At 47.0% G+C, this 25465-nt stretch carries 41 protein-coding genes; 2 read left to right on the forward strand and 39 right to left on the reverse strand.

What is annotated here, in order from left to right:
* Positions 1-3: 3 nt before the first annotated feature.
* The 39 genes from GON22_RS00725 to GON22_RS00915 all read right to left on the reverse strand — a co-directional run bounded on the left by GON22_RS00725 (position 4) and on the right by GON22_RS00915 (position 24363).
* Entirely contained in the window at positions 4-549 is a 546-nt protein-coding gene (locus GON22_RS00725; RefSeq protein WP_160394212.1) for a putative phage tail protein, read from the reverse strand.
* Positions 542-1600: a baseplate J/gp47 family protein gene (locus GON22_RS00730; RefSeq protein ID WP_160394213.1), complete on the reverse strand. Its 1059-nt coding sequence runs from the start codon at positions 1598-1600 to the stop codon at positions 542-544. Before GON22_RS00730 ends, GON22_RS00725 begins: the two co-directional genes overlap by 8 nt.
* Positions 1584-2030 (reverse strand): DUF2634 domain-containing protein, encoded by a 447-nt coding sequence (locus GON22_RS00735; RefSeq protein ID WP_160394214.1) that lies wholly within the window; start codon positions 2028-2030, stop codon positions 1584-1586. The genes GON22_RS00730 and GON22_RS00735 overlap by 17 nt, the downstream gene beginning before the upstream one ends.
* A 1-nt stretch (position 2031) precedes the next feature.
* Complete coding sequence (locus GON22_RS00740; RefSeq protein WP_160394215.1) at positions 2032-2289, reverse strand: hypothetical protein; 258 nt, start codon at positions 2287-2289, stop codon at positions 2032-2034.
* Positions 2286-3275, reverse strand: a complete 990-nt coding sequence (locus GON22_RS00745; RefSeq protein ID WP_160394216.1) for an XkdQ/YqbQ family protein — start codon at positions 3273-3275, stop codon at positions 2286-2288. The genes GON22_RS00740 and GON22_RS00745 overlap by 4 nt, the downstream gene beginning before the upstream one ends.
* Before the next feature lies 1 nt (position 3276).
* Positions 3277-3702: a hypothetical protein gene (locus GON22_RS00750; protein ID WP_160394217.1), complete on the reverse strand. Its 426-nt coding sequence runs from the start codon at positions 3700-3702 to the stop codon at positions 3277-3279.
* 12 nt (positions 3703-3714) lie between these two features.
* Entirely contained in the window at positions 3715-5880 is a 2166-nt protein-coding gene (locus tag GON22_RS00755; protein WP_160394218.1) for a phage tail tape measure protein, read from the reverse strand.
* Between the two features lie 23 nt (positions 5881-5903).
* Positions 5904-6074: a hypothetical protein gene (locus GON22_RS00760; RefSeq protein ID WP_160394219.1), complete on the reverse strand. Its 171-nt coding sequence runs from the start codon at positions 6072-6074 to the stop codon at positions 5904-5906.
* Positions 6074-6475 carry a phage tail assembly chaperone gene (locus GON22_RS00765; protein WP_160394220.1) on the reverse strand — a complete coding sequence of 134 codons (402 nt, stop codon included), beginning with the start codon at positions 6473-6475 and terminating at the stop codon, positions 6074-6076. The genes GON22_RS00760 and GON22_RS00765 overlap by 1 nt, the downstream gene beginning before the upstream one ends.
* 56 nt (positions 6476-6531) lie before the next feature.
* Positions 6532-6951 (reverse strand): phage tail tube protein, encoded by a 420-nt coding sequence (locus GON22_RS00770; RefSeq protein WP_160394221.1) that lies wholly within the window; start codon positions 6949-6951, stop codon positions 6532-6534.
* A 17-nt stretch (positions 6952-6968) separates the two neighbouring features.
* The gene (locus GON22_RS00775; protein ID WP_160394222.1) at positions 6969-8048 is read right to left on the reverse strand and encodes a phage tail sheath C-terminal domain-containing protein; all 1080 of its coding nucleotides are present in this window, start codon (positions 8046-8048) and stop codon (positions 6969-6971) included.
* Between the two features lie 5 nt (positions 8049-8053).
* Positions 8054-8491, reverse strand: a complete 438-nt coding sequence (locus GON22_RS00780) for a phage tail terminator family protein (protein WP_160394223.1) — start codon at positions 8489-8491, stop codon at positions 8054-8056.
* Complete coding sequence (locus tag GON22_RS00785) at positions 8492-8920, reverse strand: HK97 gp10 family phage protein (protein ID WP_202113010.1); 429 nt, start codon at positions 8918-8920, stop codon at positions 8492-8494.
* A complete protein-coding gene (locus GON22_RS00790; protein ID WP_160394224.1) occupies positions 8917-9249 on the reverse strand; it encodes a phage head closure protein in 333 nt (110 codons plus the stop codon). Before GON22_RS00790 ends, GON22_RS00785 begins: the two co-directional genes overlap by 4 nt.
* A gap of 2 nt (positions 9250-9251) precedes the next feature.
* A complete protein-coding gene (locus GON22_RS00795; RefSeq protein WP_336604247.1) occupies positions 9252-9548 on the reverse strand; it encodes a head-tail connector protein in 297 nt (98 codons plus the stop codon).
* Positions 9514-9816 (reverse strand): hypothetical protein, encoded by a 303-nt coding sequence (locus GON22_RS25640; protein ID WP_202113011.1) that lies wholly within the window; start codon positions 9814-9816, stop codon positions 9514-9516. The genes GON22_RS00795 and GON22_RS25640 overlap by 35 nt, the downstream gene beginning before the upstream one ends.
* Positions 9817-9857: 41 nt before the next feature.
* Positions 9858-11168, reverse strand: coding sequence for a phage major capsid protein (locus GON22_RS00805; RefSeq protein WP_160394225.1), 1311 nt, complete (start codon positions 11166-11168; stop codon positions 9858-9860).
* Between the two features lie 11 nt (positions 11169-11179).
* Positions 11180-11824 (reverse strand): HK97 family phage prohead protease, encoded by a 645-nt coding sequence (locus GON22_RS00810; RefSeq protein ID WP_160394226.1) that lies wholly within the window; start codon positions 11822-11824, stop codon positions 11180-11182.
* Positions 11814-13070 carry a phage portal protein gene (locus GON22_RS00815; protein WP_202113012.1) on the reverse strand — a complete coding sequence of 419 codons (1257 nt, stop codon included), beginning with the start codon at positions 13068-13070 and terminating at the stop codon, positions 11814-11816. Before GON22_RS00815 ends, GON22_RS00810 begins: the two co-directional genes overlap by 11 nt.
* Positions 13071-13078: 8 nt before the next feature.
* Positions 13079-14776: a terminase large subunit gene (locus GON22_RS00820; RefSeq protein WP_160394227.1), complete on the reverse strand. Its 1698-nt coding sequence runs from the start codon at positions 14774-14776 to the stop codon at positions 13079-13081.
* A complete protein-coding gene (locus GON22_RS00825) occupies positions 14773-15099 on the reverse strand; it encodes a hypothetical protein (RefSeq protein ID WP_160394228.1) in 327 nt (108 codons plus the stop codon). Before GON22_RS00825 ends, GON22_RS00820 begins: the two co-directional genes overlap by 4 nt.
* Before the next feature lie 105 nt (positions 15100-15204).
* Positions 15205-15654: a hypothetical protein gene (locus tag GON22_RS00830; RefSeq protein WP_160394229.1), complete on the reverse strand. Its 450-nt coding sequence runs from the start codon at positions 15652-15654 to the stop codon at positions 15205-15207.
* 75 nt (positions 15655-15729) lie between these two features.
* Positions 15730-16413, reverse strand: coding sequence for an HNH endonuclease signature motif containing protein (locus GON22_RS00835; protein ID WP_160394230.1), 684 nt, complete (start codon positions 16411-16413; stop codon positions 15730-15732).
* A 1-nt stretch (position 16414) separates the two neighbouring features.
* Positions 16415-17158: a phage terminase small subunit gene (gene terS, locus GON22_RS00840; RefSeq protein WP_160394231.1), complete on the reverse strand. Its 744-nt coding sequence runs from the start codon at positions 17156-17158 to the stop codon at positions 16415-16417.
* Between the two features lie 206 nt (positions 17159-17364).
* Positions 17365-17961: a tyrosine-type recombinase/integrase gene (locus GON22_RS00845; protein WP_160394232.1), complete on the reverse strand. Its 597-nt coding sequence runs from the start codon at positions 17959-17961 to the stop codon at positions 17365-17367.
* Between the two features lie 391 nt (positions 17962-18352).
* Positions 18353-18736 carry a hypothetical protein gene (locus GON22_RS00850; RefSeq protein WP_160394233.1) on the reverse strand — a complete coding sequence of 128 codons (384 nt, stop codon included), beginning with the start codon at positions 18734-18736 and terminating at the stop codon, positions 18353-18355.
* A 108-nt stretch (positions 18737-18844) separates the two neighbouring features.
* Positions 18845-19120, reverse strand: a complete 276-nt coding sequence (locus GON22_RS00855; protein ID WP_160394234.1) for a hypothetical protein — start codon at positions 19118-19120, stop codon at positions 18845-18847.
* Positions 19121-19158: 38 nt separating this feature from the next.
* Positions 19159-19806 (reverse strand): DNA cytosine methyltransferase, encoded by a 648-nt coding sequence (locus tag GON22_RS00860; protein WP_160394235.1) that lies wholly within the window; start codon positions 19804-19806, stop codon positions 19159-19161.
* A 33-nt stretch (positions 19807-19839) separates the two neighbouring features.
* Positions 19840-20031, reverse strand: a complete 192-nt coding sequence (locus GON22_RS00865; protein WP_160394236.1) for a hypothetical protein — start codon at positions 20029-20031, stop codon at positions 19840-19842.
* 12 nt (positions 20032-20043) lie between these two features.
* Positions 20044-20541, reverse strand: a complete 498-nt coding sequence (locus tag GON22_RS00870; RefSeq protein WP_160394237.1) for a hypothetical protein — start codon at positions 20539-20541, stop codon at positions 20044-20046.
* A 212-nt stretch (positions 20542-20753) separates the two neighbouring features.
* Positions 20754-21032: a hypothetical protein gene (locus tag GON22_RS00875; RefSeq protein WP_160394238.1), complete on the reverse strand. Its 279-nt coding sequence runs from the start codon at positions 21030-21032 to the stop codon at positions 20754-20756.
* Between the two features lie 21 nt (positions 21033-21053).
* Positions 21054-21278 (reverse strand): hypothetical protein, encoded by a 225-nt coding sequence (locus tag GON22_RS00880; RefSeq protein ID WP_160394239.1) that lies wholly within the window; start codon positions 21276-21278, stop codon positions 21054-21056.
* Positions 21279-21519: 241 nt separating this feature from the next.
* Positions 21520-22548, reverse strand: coding sequence for a DnaD domain protein (locus tag GON22_RS26500; protein WP_160394240.1), 1029 nt, complete (start codon positions 22546-22548; stop codon positions 21520-21522).
* A gap of 37 nt (positions 22549-22585) precedes the next feature.
* Positions 22586-22729, reverse strand: coding sequence for a hypothetical protein (locus tag GON22_RS00890; RefSeq protein WP_160394241.1), 144 nt, complete (start codon positions 22727-22729; stop codon positions 22586-22588).
* 269 nt (positions 22730-22998) lie between these two features.
* On the reverse strand, positions 22999-23214 hold the full coding sequence (locus GON22_RS00895) for a hypothetical protein (protein ID WP_160394242.1): 216 nt from the start codon (positions 23212-23214) through the stop codon (positions 22999-23001).
* A gap of 14 nt (positions 23215-23228) precedes the next feature.
* The gene (locus tag GON22_RS00900; protein WP_237178919.1) at positions 23229-23471 is read right to left on the reverse strand and encodes a helix-turn-helix domain-containing protein; all 243 of its coding nucleotides are present in this window, start codon (positions 23469-23471) and stop codon (positions 23229-23231) included.
* Between the two features lie 204 nt (positions 23472-23675).
* Positions 23676-23870, reverse strand: a complete 195-nt coding sequence (locus GON22_RS00905) for a helix-turn-helix domain-containing protein (RefSeq protein ID WP_160394243.1) — start codon at positions 23868-23870, stop codon at positions 23676-23678.
* Between the two features lie 35 nt (positions 23871-23905).
* Positions 23906-24112, reverse strand: a complete 207-nt coding sequence (locus GON22_RS00910; RefSeq protein WP_160394244.1) for a hypothetical protein — start codon at positions 24110-24112, stop codon at positions 23906-23908.
* 20 nt (positions 24113-24132) lie between these two features.
* Positions 24133-24363 (reverse strand): helix-turn-helix domain-containing protein, encoded by a 231-nt coding sequence (locus GON22_RS00915; RefSeq protein ID WP_336604248.1) that lies wholly within the window; start codon positions 24361-24363, stop codon positions 24133-24135.
* A gap of 155 nt (positions 24364-24518) precedes the next feature.
* Between GON22_RS00915 and GON22_RS00920 the strand changes: the two genes are divergently transcribed.
* Positions 24519-24935, forward strand: a complete 417-nt coding sequence (locus GON22_RS00920; RefSeq protein ID WP_160394245.1) for a helix-turn-helix domain-containing protein — start codon at positions 24519-24521, stop codon at positions 24933-24935.
* Between the two features lie 40 nt (positions 24936-24975).
* Positions 24976-25398: a helix-turn-helix domain-containing protein gene (locus GON22_RS00925; RefSeq protein WP_160394246.1), complete on the forward strand. Its 423-nt coding sequence runs from the start codon at positions 24976-24978 to the stop codon at positions 25396-25398.
* The last annotated feature ends 67 nt before the right edge of the window (positions 25399-25465 follow it).

The following is a 25465-nucleotide window of genomic DNA, read 5'->3' on the forward strand; positions in this document are numbered from 1 at the left end:
TCCTTACGTAAATTTCTCGAATTCGTCCCATGTCAGCCCGAGCGCATCAAGCTCGTTCCATGTCAGACCTTTTGCATCAAGCTCATCCCATGTCATGTAATTAAAAATGAACGTTATTGGTAAATGCGCAGGCTTGACCAATTCAATAGCAGCCTTAACGTCGTTCATGTTCGATGGGATACCAGTAACATCATTAAATGTCACTGTAATGACGCCATCCTCGAACGAGATATCGACGCCCCCGTTGGTCCAACTATTCACGACAAGCTGAATAAGTGCGGCGTCCGCCTTGCCCGACCCACGCATTTTAGACTTGATAACGGCTCTACGATCTTCCAATGTCTTTGTCGGGTCCGTGACGATACCGCATTCTTTTTCATAGATCAACAACGCCCAGGTCGCCGTTTCAATATCAAGCTGAAGCAAAAAATCTGCTAACCTGCTGCCGAAGGAATCGAGCCGCTGCCCAATCGAATGATTCAGTTCAGCGATAAACGGGTCTTGACGAAATATCTTATGCAAATTTTTCGTAAGCACGCCGCTATACAAGGCTCACCACTCCTACAATAGCAACCATCTTGTCGCCAACAGATATATTTCCGCTGCCGCCATTGATCGCCAAGTTCGCATAATCGTCTACGCCCTCGCTGTTTAGCACCGCTTCGCCGATCTTAGCGTATGACACATAATCCGAACGAAAAGCAATGCTCTGAAGATAGCTAGCACAGGCCGAAGTGATATTTGCTATAACTTGCGCATCACTATAACCCGGCAGCTTCTGTACTTCCACCTCGATATCAATCGTTAGCGCCGTTGCGCTGACAACATAGCAATGAGCGCCAATTGGCGCAGCTCCATTGCCAAGCCCCTCGCTGTTTGGATCGATATACGCCTGTACCTGCGCCACAAGTGCCGAGCTGGCTGGTTGCTTGTTCTGGTCAATGATGATGACTTCAACCGTATTGGGCCCTCGTTCAAGCGGATAGATGTCAGCGTCGCCTACACCGCTAATTTCCTTCGCCCATTGATAATAATGCCACCTATTGCCGCTTGTCGCTGGTGTTTGCGCTGCTACATAATAGCGCTCGCGTAAGCTTGTGTCACTTTCCGCCTCATACCCGTCATGCGTAGGAAGCGCGTTGTTCACGCTTGTAATGCCCGATAAAGTAACAGGCATTTGCGTGATTTGATTGGCTGGCACATTGCCTGCCTGACCGCTGACCATGCTCATGATCGGAACCGTTCCTGTTCCCACAATAACCACGGCTTCCGTTGCGGCGAATTGGATGCCGTTACGCGTTTCGAACAGATCACCAGCTTGCACCGTGCCGTTACCAGCTACCTGTACAGCACCTACCGCCTTTGTCGCTGCGTTCCGTTTGATGCCCTTCCGCTGATAAACAAATCGCTCTAGCAGCGCATCCGTCAAATTATCAACGTCCAGCATGGCCGACGTATCCTCTTGTTTTTTGTCCAGCTTCGCGACGGATATTGCAGCGCTCTTCAAAATATCGTATACCAAGTAACCAGGCGTCTTATCATAGCTATCGCTAATCGCGCCAAGCAATTGCTCCAAAATCGCATTAGTAGATTCGGCCATCTATCTTCACCTCACTTTCGACCGCTTCGACGATGCCGCGCTTTGTCTCGACCTGAAAAGTTAGTATCACTTTGCTGTCCAGCCGGTCGACTTCCATATCACTAATGCCTGTGATTTCGGGATGGAGTAGCACCTTTTCTTCAAGCTGCCGCTTTAGCTCCGAGCTGATTACGCCCGCTGGCAGATCGCGCCTTCCAATGTAGTGCTTAAACTCCAAGCCAAATCCTGTTCCGTCATATATGGGATATTGGTCAATCTCCGTTATAATGAGCAGCGTTACCCATTGCCGAATAGCCTGCTCATACGTCGCAAGCACCGGCTTTCCGTCTCGGATTACAACACTGTTGCTTTCAAAATCAAACAAAAACACGTTACCAAGCGACGGGCTTGTTAACGTGTCTAAAGACGGTAATATGGTTTCCGGGAACATATCAGCCCACCTTATCCAAAACGAAATAGATTTGTCCACCTTCTGATGGCAGTACGATCACAAGATCGCCAGCAGCGAGCGACAGCTCACCAATCCGACTAGAGAGGATAACATCTTCGGCGTCCAATACGATCTCATCAGTCAAAGATAGGCTAATTGCAGGCAGCGGAGAAAGAACCGTTGCGACAGTTGCGCCGGACGCTGCCGGATTGTTCCGTTCTTTAAACATTTTCGCGACCTCAACTGCCCAATTCTTCACCCTATCGCCTCCAATTCAACGCTGACCTTATGAATGCCTTTTGCAACCGAATGACTTGCGCTCTTAATTAGATACCTGCCTACAATGCCCGTTACTGGCTCGTTAATATCAATCAAACGGCCTGCGCGGATATCATCATGCCCCAACATGGTAACCGAACACTCGTCCCGCACCTTGTTTGCCTCCGATAACGTTGTACGAGCGATTTGGCGGGCTTGTGCGGCGTTTTTCTTGTCGAGGGTAACAATCCTTGTTAATTGACCGTATCGTTTAATATTCGCAGCGTCTAACGCTTCAGCGAACACTTTCGTCGACTTGTCTTCCTCACTTACGACAACCACCTTATTTGCCATGTCCTCTATGCTGCGCGTTCGGCTTGGCTCCGAAATAAGGCTAGCTGCTGGCACCAGCGGCGTTTGTGGACTTAACCGGATCATCGGTCGAATGAGAAGGCCCGCCCGAGGGCGAACCGTCAGTACATCCCCAATCATCTCCATGAAATAAGCAATGCCTGTTTCCTGGGTTGCTTGTCCCAATAAATCCGTAATAATGTCACTGACAACCTCGCCCTTATATATTTTGGTGACAAGTGTTTTAATCGGGCTGATGTTATGCCTGATGTTGAAACGGTCACACAGTTTCGCAATTGCGCTGCTCGTGCTGCTTTTTTTAAACTGGATGACGGTCTGGTTCTTGTTTAGATACCAAGCAAAATCGTAGCAGGTCAAGCTCTTTCCTACACGGCCAGATGGCGAAGATGATACAACGACATAATGCCCAAGCATTGTGCTCCCGTTAAGCAGCGCGATGATATCGCCCTCTTGAATAAATGTCTTCGACGGGAAGCCTGCCGTTTCACTGGCCGCATAAGCAAAAGTAAGCTCCGCCCCTAATGTATCCATATTGCTCGACCAACCGAGCTGACCAACCGAACTTGTAAAATCAATCATTTGTCCATTCCGTACAACTGCAACCCGATGCGCCACCTTACCGCACCCCCGGATTGACGAATTCTTTCAATTCAAGCGTGTATGGAATATCTCCAGCCCGATCCGTACCATAAGTGAAACCTTCGATCAAACAAGCTATGTTCAGCACTTCCAGCCCATCCTTGGCTGTGACAATTAACCGGATCGGCTCTTTGCTGCTTTTCCAACGATTCACGATGTTAACACATTTCCAGCCGATCGTTTTAGCCGATACAAAGGAGTATTTCTTAACTGGGAAGATGGCGCTAATTGATATCGCCTTCAGGTCGCGCGGTCCTGGCAGATTCAGTTTCCCAATGCCATTTACATCGCCAACCAGCTCAAATTCCTCATTCATGCTCGGGATCGGCAGCGAGAATTCGGCTGGAGGCAATGGCAGCACGAGAATTTCCCGCATGTTTCGAGCGCTCAATACAAAATTCAATACGTGCCCTCCTTACATATTTCCGAGTGCGAGCTTGACCTCACCGAATACACGCATGCCGACTTCATCGAGAAATTGTTCATTGCCGATGACGTTGCCTTGAATAATGATGTTGATGACTGGTGCGCTGCGGCTGTTCGATATCATTTTCTCCGATTTGTCTGCCGGAATGACTTGGCTGCCATTAGGCAAATTGACGATCTCGCCGCCACGTTCATTAATTTGAGCTAATCCACCTTTAAAGTAAGGCGTACCATGGGCAAACGTCGGGATTCTCGGGATATTTACCCCGAAAGAGTTGCCGCCGACTCCCGGCACCCAGCTCGGAATATCAATGCTAATGCCATTAACGCTGTCAATAACAGTGTTTACGAGCGAAATGATTGCATTAAGCGGCGCTTTTGCATAACTCGGAATCAAGCCAAACGTATTGCTGAATACCTGTACGATGCCATCCCATGCGCCTTGCCAATCTCCAGCAAATACAGATTTAACAAACTGCGTAAGCCCCCCGAATGCAAGCTTTACACTCCCGATAACAGATGTAATTGTCCCGATGAATTGCTGGCCTAACGGGAAAGAGTTCAGCCAGGCTCCTACTTGTGTAACGGCACTGACAATGCTTGTTTTGATGTTCCCCCAAATACCAACGATGCTGGACCCTAGCCGCCTTCCGCCTGCAACGATCTTGTCCCAATTTTTCCATAGCAAAATGCCTACAGCGACAGCAGCTCCTATTGAAATTGCAATAATGCCGAAGGGATTGGCTGCCATTACGAGGTTCATTGCTGCTTGGGCAATCGTAATTCCCGCTGTTGCCGCTCTAAACGACTTATACATCATCGTGACCTTATTGACGACTTGCTGCGCAACAAATGCTCCTGTTAGCCCTGCAATGACAGGCAAAAGCCAATCGGCGTTGTCTTTCACCCATGAGACCGACTTTGCAAACCCATCCATCACCTTGGCACCAACGGAAAATGCCTTGTTTACACCCGATTCAATATTAGCTGAATTGTCAGTAAACCATTTGCCTAATTCGTTGAGTTTCGGCAGTACCCGCTTCGCAACCGGCACAAGCACCAACATTTCAAGGTTACGGCCAATGCCTTTGAATGCTTGGCTTGCGTTGTTGTATTTGATATTGCCAATTTCCTGCATCGTGTTTTTGGTCGAATCAAACTGCTTTTTAACATTGCCATACGCTCTAACGACACGATCCTCTAAATCTTCTGCTTGGGTGCCAAATAGCGCTACGGCTGCTGCGTTCCGATCAGCAGGGTTTTTGATGGCGTTAATGGCTTTTACAGTAGTCAAAAAAGCTTTCTGTGCAGTCTTGCCGCCTGACGCAAATTCCTGCGTCATCTTCTTCCCATTCAACCCAATCGCCTTGTATGCGTCGATAGACGCTTTTGATCCATCCTTCGTTCGGATGCCGAACTCTTTGATCCCATCCCCGACCTTATCCAATGCAAATGCCCCGGCATCCATGCCAGATGCAAAAACATCAAACATTCCTTCGGCTGAAAAACCCAGTTTGGCGAAATACGCACTGTATTCATTCGCGCTATCGATCAATTCGCCCGACTTATTAAGGCCCTTTCGAGCGCCTTGCGCAAGCAAATTATAGGCTTGTTCCGAGGTAATCCCGAACTGCTTCGCCATCGTGTCCGATGCTTTTAACGATTCGGTAATATCCTCACCGAACACATCCCGATACGTGACCGCCATTGCAGTCGTCTTCTTCAACTTGTCGCCAATCTGCCCAGTAACCTGCTTTGTCAGTGTCATGGAGCTGACGACATCATTGAAGTTTTCGCCTAGCCCCTTCTTATACAAGTCAGATGCACTTTTCTCCATTTTGGCAAGCTCTGCCGTACTGGCACCAGTAGCAGCCTGGAAGGTTGCCATTGAGGAAGAGTATTCTTTTATAAAATCGATGCTGCCGCCAACTGTATCCATCGCCGCCTGAATTCCAACAACAGCCGTTGCAGTTAAAGCAGCATGCTTTGCAACAGCGGCGAAACCCGAAACGGCGGACTGGCGAAACGATTGTACGTTGTTCCGAAGCACACTCATCGAACGAGATTGTTGCCTCGTTCGATTCGCGATATTTCGCATTGGGGCTGTGAATCGGTCTCTCAGATTCAATATCGTATTAATGGTTCTACTGGCCAAGGGGACACCCCCGTTCTAGAAGCCTATTTGCCTCCAAATATTCGTTTCATTTGCGCTGCTTCCGCCTCGTGATGCTGCTCCATCCATATGTGATAAGCCTCGAACTCGAGCGGAGACAAATTCGTCATCCGCTCATGGTCATGGCCGCGCACGACGTACCAGCCAATCATGCGCAGGTCAGCATCACGGTTCATTAGTTTTTTAAGTCAGCCTGCGTCGCACCGGGCTTGCTATAGCCGCCAAGCTCCAGCACTTTCACTGCAATATCATTCACTTCATAAGGTTCCAGGATCTTGCTGACAATCTCGATATTATCGCTGACCTCGTATGCTTTAAGAAGTTCAGGATCACGGAACAATTCGACTGAATGGTAGATGACAAGTGCGTTCGAATACATCGTATCCGCCACGCTATTCCCCTCTTGCTGCATGTCGATTGACTTGTATACGATGTCTTTCGGCGGAACTGAAAGCGTCAGCATCCCATCCAAACTATCGACGAACACCTCCTCTGTTCGATTGGCACGGACTTCTCTTGCCGCTTTTTTCTCAATCAGTGCTGCTAATGTCAATTTCGTATTTTTTGCTTTGCTCATCGTCGTTTTCCTCCAATAGAAAAGGGGGAGCTTCCCGCTCCCCCTTCCTCAATTTGTTATAGTGTTTCGAGAATGTCGTAATCCGAGAATGTAAACGGAAGTTCTTCTGTCCCTACCGCTTTTGCCTCCGTTGATGCACCGAAGTCGCTGAACACGACGCCCTTCAGAATAGCTCGCTCGGATTTGCCGGTTGACTTGTTCGCAATCTTCACCACGATTTTCACGTCCGGCATTATGCCTGTTTTAAATGCCTTCCCTAAAATCGATGCGCCCCGGCTAAACATCTTGTTCAGCGTTAATGTACCTTCGCCTCCGAAGCCAAGGTATCGCTTATACGTTCGCGGATCACCGAGGAACGTAATGTCCTCGAATTCACCGGCCATTTTATATTCGACCGACTTCACATCAGGCCAAATGGAATCATTGATCCAGACCGTCGCATCATTGCCGGTTACAACCTGATTGCCTTTATCCATGCTGCTTCACTCCTTCCCTACTGCAAGCTAATGCCGAATGACAAATCTTCCATTGCATCGGTTATCTTAATGTGACCGGCCAGGAATACCTTGCTGCCGAATGTGTTGTTCTTAACCGCATGATCGTTCCAATCGACTGCATCCGTTTTCCCAATCGCTAACCACGCTTGGCGCTGCTCTTCAATATCCACGTCCGCCCGATTATCAAACTCGTTATCGAGAATATCGTCCGTCGCGAGCGCATCAAAATAGGTGTTCACCGCAGATAGGAACAACACTTGATTGTCATATTTGTTTTTGAATTTGCCAAGATAGCTATTCTTAAACGTAGATGCAATGTCAGACCGCATGAGGTCCATCGATTCGACAATGATGATCTTTTTAAAATCTTCTGTGACGCCCGGAACAAGCGTTTTAAGCGAATTCACGCCTCGTGCAATGCGGATGACGCCATCATCATTAAAGAGCACCAATTCACCATTACCGACGGCTACATTTAGGTCGGATAGCTCGGTAACGCCTTCCAAATCAGTGAGTTCCAAATAGGTGGAACTTCGCGTCATCGGCAAGCCGGCCAAAATGCCCAGCAAACGGGCGATATATTTCTCACCTGTCACCGTTGCCCCACCGACATACGTCACGTTAGCGTTCGTAAAATTGACCACGCGCTGCGAATCTGGGCTAACAGCCTTGTACACGACTGCTTTAATGCCTTTTTTGGCGACTTCCTGCTCCTTCACATAGTCGGATAAATCGGAGTGTTCGCCTGCCGTGCCATCCGCCAAGCCGATCCAATGATATTTTCGCGATCCGAGCGCAGCAATAGCTTCCGCTACTACATCAGTGCTGGTTGTCTCTACCGGCACAACAATGACCTTGCTTCCGCCGCCGAGCAACACGTCTTTAATGTACTGCACATTGGCTGCCGTAAACTGATCGGCATCAACTGCAAGACTGGACTTGTATTCCTTCACCGCATACGTTGGGTTCGTGTCGTCTTTTACAACCAAAACGGCAATCTTCTCGGATGAACGAGCAATCGCCGTTTCTGCAAGCTTCTTAAATTCAATTTCAATCGACGGCAATCCAATCGTCAAAGCGCTCACTCTCCTAGCTTCATGTTTAATTCCATCATTTCCGGCGTGCCATCGTCCGTTGGCTTGTTTATTTCGACCGTGAGGATATCGAAGGACACTTGCAGCACGCCATCCACGACAACGCTTTCCACATCGTAGATGGACACAATAAAGCCTTCCTCGATGACGATGTCGGAGAGGAAGGCTTCTGCTAATGTCTCACGAGCTTCTAGCAGCTCGATCTTGTTCTTATTGCGATCCGCAGGGAAATAATAGATTACGACCGGAACCGTGCGTTCTCGAAGCATAGCCGCGCTCGCAGACGTTGCGACTTCTTCAAAATCGACATACAGGCACGGCCGGCTGTATCCTTCACTAATATCCGTGCTTTGAACAGGGGCATGTGGCATGGCAACTGCCAACTTGTCGTTAATCGCCTTAGCGATCTGCTTCAGCTTGATCATCTACCGCAGCCCCTCTTCAATCATTTCGTCAATGAACGCTTCGCAATCTTCTATAAACTCTTGTTCAAAGGCACGGCGCGCCTGCTCGAATACCCGGTAGCCCCGAACGAAGCTAACTTCGCGCCCGCTTTTCGTTACTTGCCGATGACCGTATTCGAGCAGGTGCGCATGCGGCGAGGCATCGTATACCCGAATGGCGGTTTCTTCGTTTCGATACTTATAGACCTTCCCGCGCTTAATGCCTTTACGATAATTCCCGGTCTTTTTTTTCGTTAGCTGCCTCGCCTTCGCAGCCGTCAGCTTTCGAAGCTTGTTGCCCGATTTCATAATGAACTTGCGCGTTTCCTTCGGCATCCGGCGCTGTGCAAGCTCCATCAAGCGTCCGCTAAAAGCATCTAGCTGGCGAAGGTCGAAATCGTCCCTGCTCACTCGATCACCTCTTCGCAAAACAACTCCAACTTTTCATTCCGGAAGTACGGATTCAAGATGAAGCTAATATTGAAGCGCTGCCCGCGATACATCAGCCACATGTCCGGCGTAATGAAACGGCCAGACATGTAGCGAACCTTTACCTTATGTGTAACTTGGCTGAGAACCGTTTCAACGCCTTGCTGTTTTTGAAGGTTGCCCGTCTGTGGCACGATTTCCGACCGGATTCTCTTGATTATGGCGGGCTGGTAGTCCACTTCGTTCAGCTCGTTCATTACTTTCACCATGCCCCAAACCTCAACCGCATGCTTGAGTGTGCCTGCGTCCATGACTACACCACCCGCACACTCAGCTGCGTGATGAAATTCATCACGACAGTAGGAAGTTTCATGTCTTTATCAGCCACGTTTCGATTCTCGTAGAACATGGACACCATCATATTGACGACGAGCTTATATAGCTCGTTATCTGGCTGATCGGGGACGCCTGCGTTAATCAGATACTGCTTAGCAGCAGATATAAAACCGTCGATAATTACATCATCATCGTCGAAATCAATCCGTAAGTAGCCCTTTACGGCTTCAAGCTGATCGTTACTCATCGCCTTCAGCGGCAGCTTGTCCGTCACCCGCTGGCGGGTCCCCTACAGATGGGTCATCTCCTGCATGCGGCTCTCCCGCTTCTGCAGCCGGTGCGTTCGCGATAATCAAATCAACGCTGTACGGAACGAGGACGATCTTCAGGCCGCTATGCTCCTGCTCCTGTCTAATCTTCTCCGCCAATCCAGCGTGTTCTTCTTCATTCAGCGGCATAGTTGCCTTGAAAAAAACAACCTTTTCGCCATCGTCATTTAACAGTTCTGCATCAGGAACCTGTTTTACTTGCTTTCTAGCCATTTTGACCATTCCTTTCTTAAAGGGAGCTATGCCCCCTGTTATTAGCTTGCTGGGCCTTTCTTAATGATGACGACGCCGTTCGGATCGATCAGCTTGCCGTCCGCAATCAGGATCGCTTTATCGATGTATTCATTCGTATCATGATCGAGATAGCGGAACATGGTCATCTGAAGGTTCGAGTTGAAGCCGTAGTTTTTCAGGTTGCAGTAGATCGCGACGATATCACCTGTTGCAGCATCTGCAAATGGAGTGATTACGTCATCTTCAACCTGAATGACTTCTTTACCGGCGAATCGCTCCTGTGGTCCATCCGTAATGCCATAGTTGATTCGACCGATCGGCTGACCGACATCATCCGTCATACCGTTGATATAGCCTTCGAAAGTACCGGAAGCCATTAAGAAAGTTGCGCCCGCCTTATAGGCAAGCGGCATCTTCGCCAACACCTTCTTTGCCCACTCTTCCCATGTTGCAAATTGTGCGGGGGACATGGTGACGACCTGTGCAGCCGGTACGCGAGGATCATTCACGATACCAAGTGGCTTGCCGTTGCCGTCCCCTTTTACAACCGCCAAATCAATTGCCTTGATCATTGCTTCGACGATTAGGTCCGTAATCAACGTCTCAAATCCGTCAAGCGTGACTGTATCCGCTAGAAGCGAAATGGCAATCTTGCATTCTAGACCATAATAAGAGAACGATACCTTCGAATTCGCCTGCACCTTTTGTTTGTCAGATAGCGTAGTCTCCCCGATCCATGTGGCAACCGGCTTCAGCGACAGGATAGGCACATCAACACCGCCCTTGACGTTCAGCCTGCGGATACGGGAGAATACTTGTCCGTAAACGGTAATTTTCTTGATGACTTCATTGAGGATCGTCGTCGGAATGATAGCGGAAACGTCGCTAGTCGTCGTGACCGCGTTCGCCCTAAGCTCCGGCTTGATCTCGCCTGTTTTCGCGAACGCCATGAAGGCGCTGCGGTATTCTGGCGTCGCATATGGATCTTCTGGCTGCTGGTTACGCTGTTGCGCCTGTGGTGTACCGCCCATGTTGTAGGCAGCCATCACGTTTGCGTGCATTTGCTGTGCGCGTTGATCCGGTTGTGGAAGTCCGCCAGGAATGCCCGTGGCATTCGGGAAAAAGGCCGGATTGCCGCGATGCTCTTCTTCTTGATCGTCCGGCAGCGCGTCGATCATGCTGCGCATCTCGGCAATTTCGGCATTCAATGTCTCAAGCTCAGCATTGATACTGCGCAGCTCCGCAACTTCTGTTGCAGCAACTGACCGTGTAACTAATTCAGCCTTCCGTGCTTCTTTCTTGGTGAGCATTGCTTTAAGTTTCTTCTTCATGTGAGTTCACCTTAACCCTTCGATAGAATTTGATTTTTGAGACGCAATAGTTCAAGCTCGCTGTTCGAGTTATCCAACTGCGACCGAGCATTCTCCAATGCCGACTTGGCGTTATCCAACGCCGTTTGGTCACGAGCATTTATGTCAGTTCCCGCATAAGCTGGGAAATTGACGGCGCTGACTTCCATAACGCGGCTGATCTTCTTGATTCGACGGGTCGGCATCTTGGTATCGAGGTTTTCCCAAACTTCCTCGCCGATAAAAAAAATAAAGGACATCCCGTCGATGTCCCCTCGCGTCACTGCACTATATAACGCTTTCGATTCCGAGTTGTTCTCGATGTCGAGACTCGCTCGGATTTGCAAACCAATGTCATCCACGCGCAATTGCATGGTTGAATTTCCATTGTTGCGACGGCTCCTCGCAAGCGGAATCTTCTGCAAGTCGTGATTTGTGCAGAAGAGCACGTCATCGAAATTGCAGCCGTTGAATGCCCCTCGCTCAATGACTTCATAGAACCAATCACCGATTTTGGTTTGCTGATCATACACACCAGCATGCCCTTCGATAAACGTGCCCTCTTCGACAGCTCGCATGTTTAACATGCCGTAGCTTCGAAGCTCTGCACCTGCCGGAAGCCTATGCTTATCCGCCATTTTCATCCTCTCCTTTGGCTGTCGTATTCTTGCCCGCCATCTGGTAGGCGTTGACCAATCTCGTATCGACGTAATTCAATGATTGTGTACGCCGATCACCGCCCTCGATTGGCGGGTACCCGATGATTGCTAGTTTCTGGTTGTCCGTTAACAATCCTTGTTCGCCGGCCGTCTTTAGCAGGTTCAGCTTGGCGTTTGTCGACAAATACATCATATCCTTGCCGTAGAAGACGACCTCGTTACCGACATCCAGCTCCCGTGTGGTGAAGATGGTCTTGCTGAAGGCTTGGCCGAAGCCAATGACAATGGGCTCCAGCACCTTCTCATAGAATGCCTGGTACTGATCGTCGTTGTAATCGCCGGTGATGATCGGAAGTGACACGCCAAACCAACGCAAGATTTTGCTGTCGAGAAAATCAAGCGTGTCCTTATCGATCATCTTCGGATCGAGTGCCAATGGCGTATAGTCGCCCTTCATGTCCATTGCAATAATGCCGGACTTTCCATCTTCAATGGCCTTCTCAAGTCGCTTCCGTTCGTTCTGTTGTCCTTCGGTATCCGTCATGGTATTTATTTTGAGGATTCCTCGAACGGACATGCTGAGCTTGACGCCCTTTTCAAGCCCCTGCAAAAGCGCGTCGTTTATTTGCAATACTTTCAGGAGTGCAGCATTGTCCGGCTGGCCGTTGGCATCCCCACCCATAATATCGTTCAAGCTAAATCGCTTACGAACGTGAATAATGTCCGAATACAACAGCGTGAAGTCTGCACCTGACTGAAAATATAGCTTAATTAGCAGCATGCCAGTTCCCTCTTCGTTGAGGAATTCAACGCGTGTCGGATTGAGTGGGTACATCGCCCGATAAACCCGCTTCTCCAGCCCGGTAGCATCATAAACGGCGTCATATATAGGGAATACAAAAGCGTTCTCGTTCTTGTAAAGCAGCCAAACGATCTTTTCCAAAAACTCGCGAGTCGTCATGAGCGGATTCGGCGCGAATTTGAAGAGCCGATTCAGTGGCCCAATCGGTGTCGTCTGCATTCCATTGCTGTCGGTTCGAATATGTCGTGGTTGCAACTTGCTGATTTCCGTTGCAATCGCATTGACACAGTTATTCACGACGTCGGAAGCGTAAATGTCATGACCAAACTGACTAAAGATGGGAAGGTACCCGTTTAACATCTTGGCATGTGCTGCGGTCTTTCCCCGCCAGAACAGTCCTTTGAAGTTGTCCATGAATGCCATTTCTTATATCACCTCGATCCGTTTACGAGTTGTAGAAACTCAGTCCGATTATCCATGTAGACGCGATAACAAAAGATGATCGTTAGCGTGCCGTCAATCTTCTTGTCATCCTTGCCTTGGATTTTGACCGGTCGAATCTCCATCTTGCCGTTCATTTCCCTCGCTGTATTCTCTAGGCACCAACGATCAATCGGATGCAGGCAGTAGTTGATTAGCTTGCTTTGAAGGTCCGTTTTTACCAGTTTCATTGGTTCACTCAAGCTGCCCCAGTCCTGACTAATTCGCACCATCTCGAAGCCGTACTCTTCCATCTCCTTCACCCAGTAAACAGCAGACCATTTGTCATAGCCAACCTTGAAGCATCGGATGCCGTACTCTTTAAACAGCTTAACGAACCAGGCTGTTACATGTCGGAAGTCATTCTCATTCCCGTCTGAGACGGTGATAAGGTCTTTGGCTAACCATTCCGTGAATTTCTTTTTGTCCTCTGATGACAGCGTCGGTATTTTGGACTCAGGAATAAAGTAATGCTGAAGCGTGTACTTCTTCCCATCCTTTATGAGCAGCACTCGCGCCGATGCTAGGTCACCTGACTTCGACAAGTCTACTCCGCCTATCGCAAACGCATTGCGGAAATCTTCAATCTCGAAGGTATCCTCGCTAGCGATGTCCTCTTCCGTAAGCCAAGCAGCTGCATTGTTCTGTTTTATGTTGAAGTCCTTGGCTAGAACAAATGAACGCATCTCCTGATTGGACCGTGCTTCATCGATCATGCGCCGAAGGAAGCTCCACTTCTTGATTGTGCCAAGTCCTGGGTTACTCTTGCTCCATGTTTTCTCGTTCTGCCAAACCTCTCGCTCGCTATCTTGCGTATAAAGCCAAATCAGCCATCGTGGGCGCTCCAGCTCGCCAGACAAGACTTGTCGAGCCTCCTTCATCCGCCCATCCAAATAGCCATCATTCGTGAAGCCCTCCGTTGTCAGCTCAAAATAAAGAGGCTCATCCTGAGTGGATAGAGCCTGTCGGATTGGCATGACCGAAGTATTGTCCTTCATCTCGTGGACTTCATCCACGGAACCTACACCAATGTTCCGGCCTTCCTTCGCACCAGTCTTCGCCGAGATTTTTCGAATGCTGCCTTTGTTCTTGAAGCTGAACTTCCCTTTGCGCGTTACCCTCTTCCGATTTCCGAAGAAAATCCCCTTTATGGTAACCCGTGTCACTCGTTCAAGCGCGGGGCTCTCTTCCCGCATGGCGTTAATTGCTTGGAACATCAAATCAGCCTGCTCATAGTCATTGCTTGAGCAAAGGATTTTAATGCCAAGCGGCCCACAAAAGAAGTCGGCAAGGTTTATTGCACTAACAAGCGGCGTCTTGCCATTCTTCCGGCCTACCAAGTACAGCACGTCCTGGAACAAGCGAACCCACCGGCCAACCTCTTCATCATAAATCTTGAACGAATAGATCGCCTCAATGAACGCTTTCTGGAACAGCATAAGAATGAAAGGTTTTCCCGAGAATGGCGCTTCATAATGTTTACAACGTGTTTCGATAAACTTGATTCGCTTGTCCGCTTCTTCTGTTTCGAACCGTATGTCGGGATCTTCGAGCAGCCGATCGAGAATATCGAACATCTGAAGCAGTTCTTGCCCGACCAGTATTTCCCCTGATCGACACTTCTCCATATATTCAAGCAAATTGCTCATTCGAAATCATCCAGTTCATCGTCATAATCCGGCTCATTCTTCTGTAAAATTCCGTTTAGCGTTTTGATGACGACCGCATAAGAATTAAGGTTTTTCAGGTATTGACGTGCTGCCTCGACCGGCTTTTGCAACTCCGGCAGACTGGGATGTATCTTAACCATACCTGTTTTAACAAGCGTCTTGCGAAGAACCCCATTTTCAGCACGAAGGAACGCGGCCTCTTCGATCAACCCTTCAACCAGTTTGCTCTTGGAGGGATCGACATCGGTGAATATCTCTTGGAGTTTCACATGTTCTCGCTCGTACACTTCCCTTTTTTCCAATGGATTTTTCCTCCTGACCGATTTCAAAATTTTAGCCGTGCAAAAAAAAAGAGTCTCCTATACGGTAGTAGCCTTTCATCAAGAGAAAAGAGGCCCGGGGGGGCCTCAGTTAGGTTTAGTACCATTTTGTTCTTTAGTTCCTTTAGCACGTGCAATATTAAACTCATTCTCCATGTGTAGGTATCTATCTTTAAACTCTTCAATTTCAGTTAGTTTATACTCTGATGGTTGTCGGGAGATAGCATAAAATCTCATATCCCTAAGTAACTGAAACATTTTTTTACTAAATTCTAGTTGGTCTGTATACCTAGCCTGATAGTTAATTAAAGTATCAATTGATGTTACCACTGTTATTACAGAAGTTATTACGATCGCTATGTTCTTACCATTGTCGCCAGGAGATAGAGCTAACACTCCTGTTACTATGCTTCCTAATAATATAGTTGTCACCTTTAATATAAGGTTATTTCTATAGTTTTTAACAGCCATTTTGGAAAGCCCTCTGGACCTTGCACTAACCTCTTCAATTAACATAGTTAAAGCATCTTCCGACATTTTAGTCCCCCCTATATCAATACTGTTTCGACAAAAGTAAGGACTTTCCTCCTAATACATAAATGATCTATTGCTCTACGGCCGGTATTGCTCAAACCACTTGTCAATGTAGCCCATCCATTCTACTTTGCGGTTTCGTCTGTCCGTGTCCTCGAACAACCTCGCTATACATTCCTCTCGACTCAGCTCACAATACACCAGCTCAGCGCCTAGGTCCTCAGCCACTCGATCGCGTTTGAACTTATCCGCATACCCCCCTAATATCCAAGCAGTTCCCCATTTGCCATATCTCGTTCGAATATTGTCTAGTAGGACGGCATGCACGCCCATCACATTGCTGAATAGAATATCCGGTTTGTCGTAGTAAGGTAGACCAGATACCGCCTCATACAGCCTATCAATATCAACAACTAAGTCGCCGCGATGTAGCCGCTGCCGAACCAATTCAGCCTTACCTGCGAATGGCGGGCCATATACTAGATATACCTCTTTACTCGCCTGGTATCCGAACCGCTTATGTTCCTTGTTATGGCAGTCGTAACAAATTAGTTCGATGTTAGATGGGTTAAGACTGATGTTGTAGTCGTGGACGTTCTCCGGCGTCAGCTCTATGATGTGATGCCCAATAATATCAATGGGTCGAAAGATATCATCACCGCAGCGCTGGCATCTATGACCGCGCTCCAGAATCAAGTTCAACCGCAGATTGCGCCACTTGCTTGATGTGTAGAAAGAATGAAGAATCGAATGCTTTGCCATGTTACCACGCCTGCTCTTCCATATTTTTAATCTCCAGCTGCGCCTTCTTGATCCGAAGCGCGGCTTCCTGCTCGCTCAATACCTTCATGGTCAGCTTTGTCTTCATATCGATCAGCTTGGTCTTCTTGTCTTGCACGCGGGTCAGCGCTTCCTCAATAGATAGAATGCGTTCAAGCTGCTGCGGCGTTTTCGTGATGCGCTCGACTTCTCCAAACTTCGGTTGCTTCACGCTCATCGCAGTTACTTTGCCGTCCTGCTCGATCAACGTCACTTCCGATTCATTTTCATCAAGAAGCTGGGTCTTACTGATTTGCTCGCTTGCGTCCCAACCATCCAAGACTTTTGCTCGAAGAAGCAGCATCCGCCGCTCACGAATTTCGAGGAATCGAATCTCATTATTAATTTGCCCGACCGGGTCTGTATCAACTTCGAAGAACAATTCTCGTTCAAGCGATTCTAGCGTGTCGTCCCAGATCGTTGCATAGTCGCCATGCTTTATGGCGTTTTCGTTTCGCTTTGGAGCGCCGCCGCCTTTATTTCCCTTCGCATTTCTATTACCCTGCTGCCCACCTCGCTTGCGTGGGCCTTGCGGCAGGTCTTCCCAGCGATCAACGCTTTTCCATTTCCTTACTTGCTCATTTGTTATGCCGAGCGCACTTGCAATTGCAGCGGGCTTGAGCGATCGATTGCTGTCCAGCCATAGTTTCAGCGCCTTCTTTCGCAAGGGACTTCGCTCTCTCGACACCTCAGTTCACCCACCTTCACGCTATTCGTGTTTGTTTTCACGTTTTTTCTTCATTGGGAACGCCGAATGCTCACTTCCTCCACTGGCCAAAGCTTGTCGAATCGGCTCTTCTTCTACTAATATCTGGTTGTTGAGTGAACCATAATGAATATTCTGTTGCACTCGCTGATATCTCAAAAGGCTTGTAATTATTGGGTTCATCCAGCCTATAGATAATGAGTGCGACTTGTTGCAATTTGTGGGTTACTCAAACGGATAATTGCAGCGTCCATCATGTCTTGCGTAAAGCCAATATAGCGCAAAGTAACTGCCGGATCGCTATGCCCATACATCTCCATTAGTAACGCTAGATTGCGAGGATCTTGAATGTACAGCTGATAACCCCATGTTTTGCGCATGGTATGGCAGCCTATCTCATGAAGCCCAAATTGCTTTGCTGCTTTGTTGAGCATCTTATACGCCGTACTTCGGTCGAAAGGCTGAAAACGCATCCTTGATTTCTTCTTCCTCTGTCTGCTTGGAAATAAGAAATCAGTATCCTTCATGGTTGCAATGTACCGGTCAAGGTCTTCTCTAATGGATGGATGAATGATAAACCTCTTCCGGTGTTTATTCTTTTTCTCCCTCATGTTAACGTGGCTGTCACGTACCATGCCAGCTTGCAGCCTACATAAATCACTCACACGCAATCCGCTGTAAATGCCGAAGCAAAAAAACAAATAGTCCCGCATTGAACGGTTTCTATAATAGGATTTTATTCCTTCAATAATAACGGGATCACGTATCGGCTGTACGAAGTTCACATGACCACCACCCCATTGCTAATTATTGGTTTATGTTGTAAAATAATCTTTATCCCGTGGGAAAGCATCCCTCGGGATTTATTTTTTTCTCTGAAAATAAAAAGAAGACGCCTAAGCGCCCCCGTTATCCCTTGTTCGGCGGATCGGAAAATAGCCGGTCAACTGAACAAGGGACAAGTCACCTTGTATAGGGGTTTCCAACCCCGCCTCATCTCCACACGTTTGGCGATAAACGCCTAAGGTCAATTAACCCACCGCATGGCCGAGTCCTACATATGATAAAGGTACAGTAGGTATCACCCGAGCTTAATGCTCTTTGTGATTCCACTGTACCTCTGAACTAGTCTCATTTTTGACGATGTTTAAGCGCTGACTAGGCGCATTTTCTTCTTCATTCCCACATTGATAACGTGTTAGCTACCGCTTCGATCCCCCGATTAATCTTTCGATCAACCGTCGAACGGTGCCAGAGATTAAACCTCCCAATCGTTACGCTATGAGATTGACCCTTAATATAGCGAAACTCAATCATGCGTCTAATGTCGTCATCAGCTATCAGTCTAATTGCACGGTCGGTCCGATGAAGCTTAAGTTTGTAAGCATTATAAATTGCTAACGCTTTTGGAGCAAGTCCATCTAGCCCGTTCCGATCAATGTCATCGACGACTGCCTGCATTCGCCGGTACCTGGACAAAATCGATTTTGCTGCCTTAATCTCGTCCGGTGTCGCAAGCGGAAATAATTCCATTTGACCCTCATACCATTCCACTGCCAAGGCCATTATCCCCTCACCCTTTCACACAAGATGTGCTATAATCTGGATGAGCAAGAACAATGTCGAAAGCCCCCGATTCTGTTCCCCAACAAGTCGCGGGGGCTTTATTTATATTGCTCTATCTTTAATAACTGTTTGCTTTCGTACAACCCACGAAAACACCCGTGGGATTCCAAGATTCGGCTTGCCGATAATGTATGAAAAACCTTTAGGAACATACTCTCCTGCTCTCACCTCCAGTTCTCCAAAACGCGTCATAAGACTAGAGCATTTCGCAAGTTCCGATTCAGGCGAGACAATCAACTCTACATTCTGAATGCCTCTACTCGATCCGATAAGCGGTTGAAGAGCGAATTCTATTAATTGCATAGCTCGCGGGTTCATGCTCTGCCTCCCATGTTCTTCATTATTCAAACTGTCCGTCACACAAACAACCTTAATTGTCTATATTCATAATCTGTTCCCCATTGAGCTGCCATTGCAGCTGCAATTCCAGGGAATGTTTTTGAACGGATTTTTGCGTCTCTATTTGATGACAACTCATACTTGCTATATATTTGAGCATCACGTCTCGAACTTGTGCTTCCTACCCAAAGACCTTTAGGCTTTACAATGTTTGTAGGTTCCAATGGTTCAAGTCCTCGTAACCATAAGCACGTTCTTTTCTTCCATGGATCACCAAACATATACGGCTCAATTATTTGTGTATATGCAGGCAGCTCGTGTATTTTACCAGGCAGAGGATTCTCAATAGCAACCATAGTGCATTCCGTATTGTAGAACTTCATAAAAAATTCTCTTGCTTCACGCGCTTTGCATAGTCTGTCCTCTTGTATTTCGCCTTTAACCCGCAATCGCACTGCTCCTGCATTTGTTAAATACGTACAAGGCGGGAATGCAATAATCATATCCCAATAATCCTTTAGTATAATCGTAGCATCCTGTTGGATATGCCATTCTGGATGCCCACCACTACATGGTTGAATATCGCAGCTGTATGCTTCATGCCCAAATTTTCTAAATTCTACTGTCACAGCCTGACTTTCTTCACAAGCAACCAATACTCTCAAATATTTTGGTCTCCTTCCCAAGTTCCTCAATATTCATTTTGTTACTTGGGAAATCGTAGTTTTCAAAGCCACAAAAAAACGCTCCGCTTCGTCGGATTTCCCATCCCGATCATACTTGATGTCATATTCATAGTGACCAAATAATCGCGATAACACAGCCCTACGCTCATCGTAATTCAACCCTGATAACATATCCCAAATTTCGTTTACTTCGTCGGTTTTCATCATGTATACCGCCTATCCAGATACATCGCTCGATCTCGTAACAATCGACTTGATCATATGACCATTCCCGGTCTGTTCCTCGCCATCCGTAATCCTCTTAACTGTGTAACGATGCGTTTGGGAAACCATAGTTTTATCAATAATGACAGCCTCGACAAGCTTCAGACCATCTCGTACATAACAATTAAGCAGGGGATGCTTGTTCAGCTTCGGCACTCGTACAACATCCCCAATGTTCGCGGAATCACGGAGATGCCGAATGTCCTTTGCCTGTTGAAGCACCTCTCGTTTCAACTTTGCTTTTTGCTTAGCGGGCATCTTGGACGCATAATAGGCGTATTCAGAAAGCCTAACACTCCGAAATGCTGGCTCAAACCTATTGCCATTGTCCGCACATTCTCCAGCTAAGATATTCACCAAATCCAGCCGATCCTTCCAACGAAACTTACCGGCTATGATTTCGACTTCAATTTCTTCATCTACTTGAACCACGTTGCTCGCCGTCTGCACTCCAAATCCTCCTCCTTATATTAAGTTTTCCGGTCGTTTTAGACTGAATAATAGATATGATTGCACTGCTTATGAATGGTTTAACAATTTATTTCGTTCACGATTCCTACGCTTCAGTTCCCCGGCCGCCGCTATCCGGTACCCAATAGGAGCTTGTCCATCTAGGTAGGCAACGACATACAGTTCCCATCGCGAAGCTTCAGCCCAGCTCATTAAATGGCCAACTCCAGTTGACCGCCAATGACATCATCTACAAATTGATAATCATCCGGTATATTGTCTAGTTGCCCGCGAACCATAATGCTCCCCTGCGAGCTGCTCCATGTGTACGCTGCGTTGCAGTATGGTGATACGACATAATCCATGAGCTGTCCATTTTGTAGGCCTGCGAAGCGATTATCCGTAGTAAGTGCTATAACATCAATTTCCAAAGCGGAACAATTGAAAATAACTTTCTTAATCAAATTAAACTTTGCTTCATACTCACTCATGCCTTGCTCCTCCCCTTGACCTCAATCGAAACAGAGGTATCCGCATCCGATGCGGGCGATATCTTCATTCGATGCTTTGCTAATCACGAATGTATCGTCATCTATAGATAACATGGCTTCCTCTCCAGGCTTTAGCTCTCGCATAGCTCTGACTGCTGCAATTAACTGATGTGCGTATGCTTCCTCTGACTCATTTGCAAGGTTTACAGCCTGCTTCCCGACCTTCAAGATACTTCCGGCACGCAATATATTCCGCTCCCCAGATACCGCCTTTACGCGGTTTTATTCTTCGCTGTCTTCTACGATCGATTACTAGTAATGCCACTTCGTCAGGATCTCGTTGGAGCTTATCTGCAATATCAAACAACCCACAGCCTGCTTCCCATAGCTGTTCGAACTGGATTATCTCCTGTTCATCCCAGACAAAGTTCATATCCTCACAAGCCAGATAAATACTCTGACGACTAGCGAGCAAATGCGGTCCCTCCTAATTTGCAAGAGATAAGTTCATTGCCTCTTCAGCCTTTCGCCGGATTTCCGCACATTCTGCGTTAGTCGGCAAGCGATTATGTGTTAACTTGAATGCAGAGACAAGACCTGAGTATACTTTGTCGAATGACACATCAGAATTCCCCTCTTGCACAATTTCGATTTGAGGCTTTTTCTGAAATTGTCCATTCTTCCCTCGACCTTGTTGTGTCGGTTTAACGGTCCAAGGTTCATCAATGCCACTGCTCTTATAACGTTCAAGGATGCCCGCCACATACCGAAGATTTCGTTTGCCCGATATACGAGCTGCTTTCATCGCCTCATTCACCCATCTTTCGCCGAAATCATTCACAAGGTCGTTTATCTGTTCGACGATAATTGGTGTTAGAGTTCCGAATCCTTCCTGTTCAAACAACCGGAAAGGATTAAATTCAGCCGCCGGGGCAGCCGCCGAAGGCGGTATGTCTCCTACTACTGTTTGGTATGGTTCGGTTTGGTTAGGTATGGTTAGGTAAGGTTTGGTTTGGTTACGAGCGCCGTCCGGTGGATTATTTCCGTCCATCACATGGAAGTCTGCACCGTGTCCAATGGATGTCCGTTGGACATCCTGCGGATCGAGTGTGCCCGAATCAGGGAATTCCGTATTTATTCCTTCGCCCGAAGGTTTGACATCCTTACGACGACCATTTTTCTTCCTTGCTGCATCATCTGCCATTTTTTTCAACAACCGTCCGCCATGTTGCTCCCAATCATGCACCATGATTTGTCCCTCATCGGGATTGTCAATCCAGCCGGAATCAATTAAGGCTTGCAAGAACGGCTCCGGCTCCCCCTCCCACAATGCCCCATCGGCTATATCCTCGGCATCATACTTGTCAAGCCTGCCATCCTTGGCATAGTCCCAAACCCAATACCACAGTAAATGTAAATGGCCTAATGCTGTCGGTATGCCAATGCCTAGCCTGCGAGCGAAACGCTTGGTTTTACGATGCCGAGCAAGCTCCTGATGACTTTCTATCCAAGCCACCGCCTCACTTCCCTTCTCATAAGATTCAACCAGCCGGCTAAGCCACTTCTATCTTGGTCCCCATCGCCAGTGTCTCCATAGACGCAGCCGTTTCCAATAGCAGTTTGCGGGCATCTTGATAGGTATAGCCTGCCTCTGCCAATTGGCGCAGAATTTCGTTTTGCAGTTCTTTTTTGCTCATTGCCTGTCACTCCTAGTCATATGTAATTATGATGCACTCACCTGCATCGTTGGCAGCTCGAACAACCAAGCGGCTAGATCGAGCAGCCAACGACAAAGGCAAATCCCCTTGTCGTCGCTGTTACAGCGAAATATCTCTATCTGCCAGATGGTCGGAATAGGTTTGTCCGCAATAAGGACAAGCTGGCTCCTCGGTGACTTCTGAATCGATCCCATAGACCTCCTGGCAAATCTCACATTTATAAATGGATATTACGAACATTTGTTTGCTCATAACATTTTCCTCCGTTGCTGATTTTGTCGATTAATGCTATAATTCGTATATAGTGTTTTAACAGATTTACCAGAAGTCCAGTTCCCAGCTGGGCTTTTTTCATGCTCTGAAACATCTACTTTCTTAATTTCGAAAAGCAATAAGAATCCCGTAACAAGCACCCCAAGGAACAATGCCGCCCCGATAGCCTGCCACCACCATGTATCAATCACTACTTCACGCTCCCTTATGCGACTCCGCGCATTGATTGGACTATGGACAGACCTTCCATTCCATATAGAAAAGCGACAACAACTTCTTTTGCACTTGTGACCTCTGCCCATTTCAACAACATTTGGACATCGAATGATACTCGATCATTCTCGATCTTGCTAATACTGCTTCGAGAAGTATTCAGTTTTGCGGCCAATTCTTCTTGGCTTAAATTTGCTCGTTCACGGCAAGCCTGCATGATAGCACCAAGCTTCAAGGCTCCTCACCCCCTCCCATATGTTCCAAATTGGAACAGACAGAATATTAATCTTGTTGTAAGCTAAGCGCATACCGTTCCACGAGAATACCTCGCAAGCCATCTTCGAATGATCCCCAACATTCGCCCAGCCTTCGATCCCCCGACTACTGGGCGAACTTCTAAACACAAAACCTCATCATAACCACCTGAATCTCGCTCCCTTTACAAAGCTACTTCTTCAACCGCTTCCACTTCCTTCTCAGCCATCCACTTATTCAGAGTTTCAACACGGAAAAATATTCTATTCCTAACGCGGATCGCCGGTATCTCCTTCCGTCGAACCATGTCGTAAATCAGCCAACTGGATACGCCAATTAAATCGGCAGTTTCTTGCACGTTCAAAGTTTGGCGGTTCATTGATTTCACCCTTTCTCTTGTGATTAGCTCGATAATTATTCTTGAGTCGTTTTTCCTAAAGCTTTTGTAGCGATTTCTGTGATTTCTTCTAATGCTTCGATCCCTGCCGCCACTTCATCAGCGAATGATTGTGAATTATTCGCAATGTATGATGCAATCATCATTAGTTTTTCGGCTTCTGAAACGTGAGGATTCGTCACATGAGTAATCAGATGGCGAAACAACTCTAATCCTTGTCTCAATACAGTTCCCCCTCTCTCAACTACGCACCATGAGTAGTTAAAACTTCGCGTATCGCGTAGCGAGTAGGCAAAAAAATTTCTTCCTTTTTCTTGCCATATAATTGAGCAATGTCTTCAGCTCGATCAGCGCTAACTTGTCTATGTCCATTTTCAATTTGAGACAGGTATCCAGCTGGAATACTTAGCTTTCTTGCAGCTACTTCTAAACTTAAACCAACTGACAAGCGTGACTGCTTCAATATATTATCCACCTCAACGGCACCTCCAACTTCGCGTTATGCGTTTATAGATACAAAATATACTACGCATTACGCAAAGTGTCAACGCGTTTTGCAAAGTTTAGTGGAATTTGTTTTCATTCTGCGAAGTGCAAAGGTATAATTATTCCTCAGGGGAGGTGTATACCTTGTATGGACAACGTATCAAACAATTGAGAAAAGATTATAAAATGACCGCTAAGGTTTTAGGGCAAAAACTTAATCTAGCCGAATCCACCATCTCCGGATATGAAAACGAAACTAGAAAGCCTGATATTGATACATTTGAAAGAATTGCTGATATATTTATGGTCTCCGTTGATTACTTAATGGGTAGAACGGATAACCAAGAGAAGGATTTATCTAAACAGTTGCTCGATGCAGCTGATAATGCAAAAAAAATGCAAGTAATTTCTGAACAAGTTGCTGACTTTGAGACAGGTGTTGGTCGTGCCTTCTTCGGAGGTTCGGACAAATATTCAGAGGAAGAATTGGAGATCGCGCGAGCTGCTGCTAAAGCCGCGATTGAAGCATTTCGTAAAGTCAAGAAGCAACAAAATAAATAACAAGTAAAATGAACCCCCGTCAGAGTTTGAGGTAAAATAAATGAAGTTAGCAAATTTAGAAAAAGAGCGCATTCTCAATGACTTTACACAAGAAGATGTCGCTAATGAAATTGGTTGTGCGCGATCTACATACGCGAATTGGGAAAGTGGAAAACGCGAACCTGACTTTGATTCAGCTCAAAAGCTTGCGAATACTTTTGGGGTATCTGTCGATTACCTCATAGGAAACTCCAAATTTAGAAATGCCGACGAGTTAGCTCAAAAATATATTGAGCTTGTTAAGCAAGTACAAAGTATCATTGAACACGCTGACTATAAATCCAATGCAGACGGAGTTTTCTTAGGCGGGTCAGATAAATATTCAGAAGATGAACTGGAGGTAGCACGAGCTGCTGCCAAAGCCGCGATAGACGCCATGAGAAAATTAAATAGACAGAAAGACAAATATCGAACAACACGTTAAACCCCATTGGGGTTTTCTTTTCAACATAAAATAGAACATACGTTCTTAAACACAACAGGAGGACACC

It is taken from the genome of Paenibacillus sp. MMS18-CY102 (assembly GCF_009789195.1).
Lineage (GTDB): Bacteria > Bacillota > Bacilli > Paenibacillales > Paenibacillaceae > Paenibacillus_T.

What these genes read in the sequence shown, in the direction of transcription:
- GON22_RS00875 (WP_160394238.1), bottom strand. Translation starts at nt 21,032, where the DNA reads ATGAGTGAGTATGAAGCAAAGTTTAATTTGATTAAGAAAGTTATTTTC.
- GON22_RS00830 (WP_160394229.1), bottom strand. Translation starts at nt 15,654, where the DNA reads ATGTCGGAAGATGCTTTAACTATGTTAATTGAAGAGGTTAGTGCAAGG.
- GON22_RS00805 (WP_160394225.1), bottom strand. Translation starts at nt 11,168, where the DNA reads ATGAAGAAGAAACTTAAAGCAATGCTCACCAAGAAAGAAGCACGGAAG.
- GON22_RS00730 (WP_160394213.1), bottom strand. Translation starts at nt 1,600, where the DNA reads ATGGCCGAATCTACTAATGCGATTTTGGAGCAATTGCTTGGCGCGATT.
- GON22_RS00790 (WP_160394224.1), bottom strand. Translation starts at nt 9,249, where the DNA reads ATGGACGCAGGCACACTCAAGCATGCGGTTGAGGTTTGGGGCATGGTG.
- GON22_RS00735 (WP_160394214.1), bottom strand. Translation starts at nt 2,030, where the DNA reads ATGTTCCCGGAAACCATATTACCGTCTTTAGACACGTTAACAAGCCCG.
- GON22_RS00780 (WP_160394223.1), bottom strand. Translation starts at nt 8,491, where the DNA reads ATGATCAAGCTGAAGCAGATCGCTAAGGCGATTAACGACAAGTTGGCA.
- GON22_RS00765 (WP_160394220.1), bottom strand. Translation starts at nt 6,475, where the DNA reads ATGAGCAAAGCAAAAAATACGAAATTGACATTAGCAGCACTGATTGAG.
- GON22_RS00835 (WP_160394230.1), bottom strand. Translation starts at nt 16,413, where the DNA reads ATGGCAAAGCATTCGATTCTTCATTCTTTCTACACATCAAGCAAGTGG.
- GON22_RS25640 (WP_202113011.1), bottom strand. Translation starts at nt 9,816, where the DNA reads ATGGCTAGAAAGCAAGTAAAACAGGTTCCTGATGCAGAACTGTTAAAT.
- GON22_RS00820 (WP_160394227.1), bottom strand. Translation starts at nt 14,776, where the DNA reads ATGAGCAATTTGCTTGAATATATGGAGAAGTGTCGATCAGGGGAAATA.
- GON22_RS00815 (WP_202113012.1), bottom strand. Translation starts at nt 13,070, where the DNA reads ATGGCATTCATGGACAACTTCAAAGGACTGTTCTGGCGGGGAAAGACC.
- GON22_RS00865 (WP_160394236.1), bottom strand. Translation starts at nt 20,031, where the DNA reads ATGAAAACCGACGAAGTAAACGAAATTTGGGATATGTTATCAGGGTTG.
- GON22_RS00890 (WP_160394241.1), bottom strand. Translation starts at nt 22,729, where the DNA reads ATGAGCAAAAAAGAACTGCAAAACGAAATTCTGCGCCAATTGGCAGAG.
- GON22_RS00925 (WP_160394246.1), top strand. Translation starts at nt 24,976, where the DNA reads ATGAAGTTAGCAAATTTAGAAAAAGAGCGCATTCTCAATGACTTTACA.
- GON22_RS00760 (WP_160394219.1), bottom strand. Translation starts at nt 6,074, where the DNA reads ATGAACCGTGATGCTGACCTGCGCATGATTGGCTGGTACGTCGTGCGC.
- GON22_RS00855 (WP_160394234.1), bottom strand. Translation starts at nt 19,120, where the DNA reads ATGAACCCGCGAGCTATGCAATTAATAGAATTCGCTCTTCAACCGCTT.
- GON22_RS00770 (WP_160394221.1), bottom strand. Translation starts at nt 6,951, where the DNA reads ATGGATAAAGGCAATCAGGTTGTAACCGGCAATGATGCGACGGTCTGG.
- GON22_RS00905 (WP_160394243.1), bottom strand. Translation starts at nt 23,870, where the DNA reads ATGAACCGCCAAACTTTGAACGTGCAAGAAACTGCCGATTTAATTGGC.
- GON22_RS00810 (WP_160394226.1), bottom strand. Translation starts at nt 11,824, where the DNA reads ATGGCGGATAAGCATAGGCTTCCGGCAGGTGCAGAGCTTCGAAGCTAC.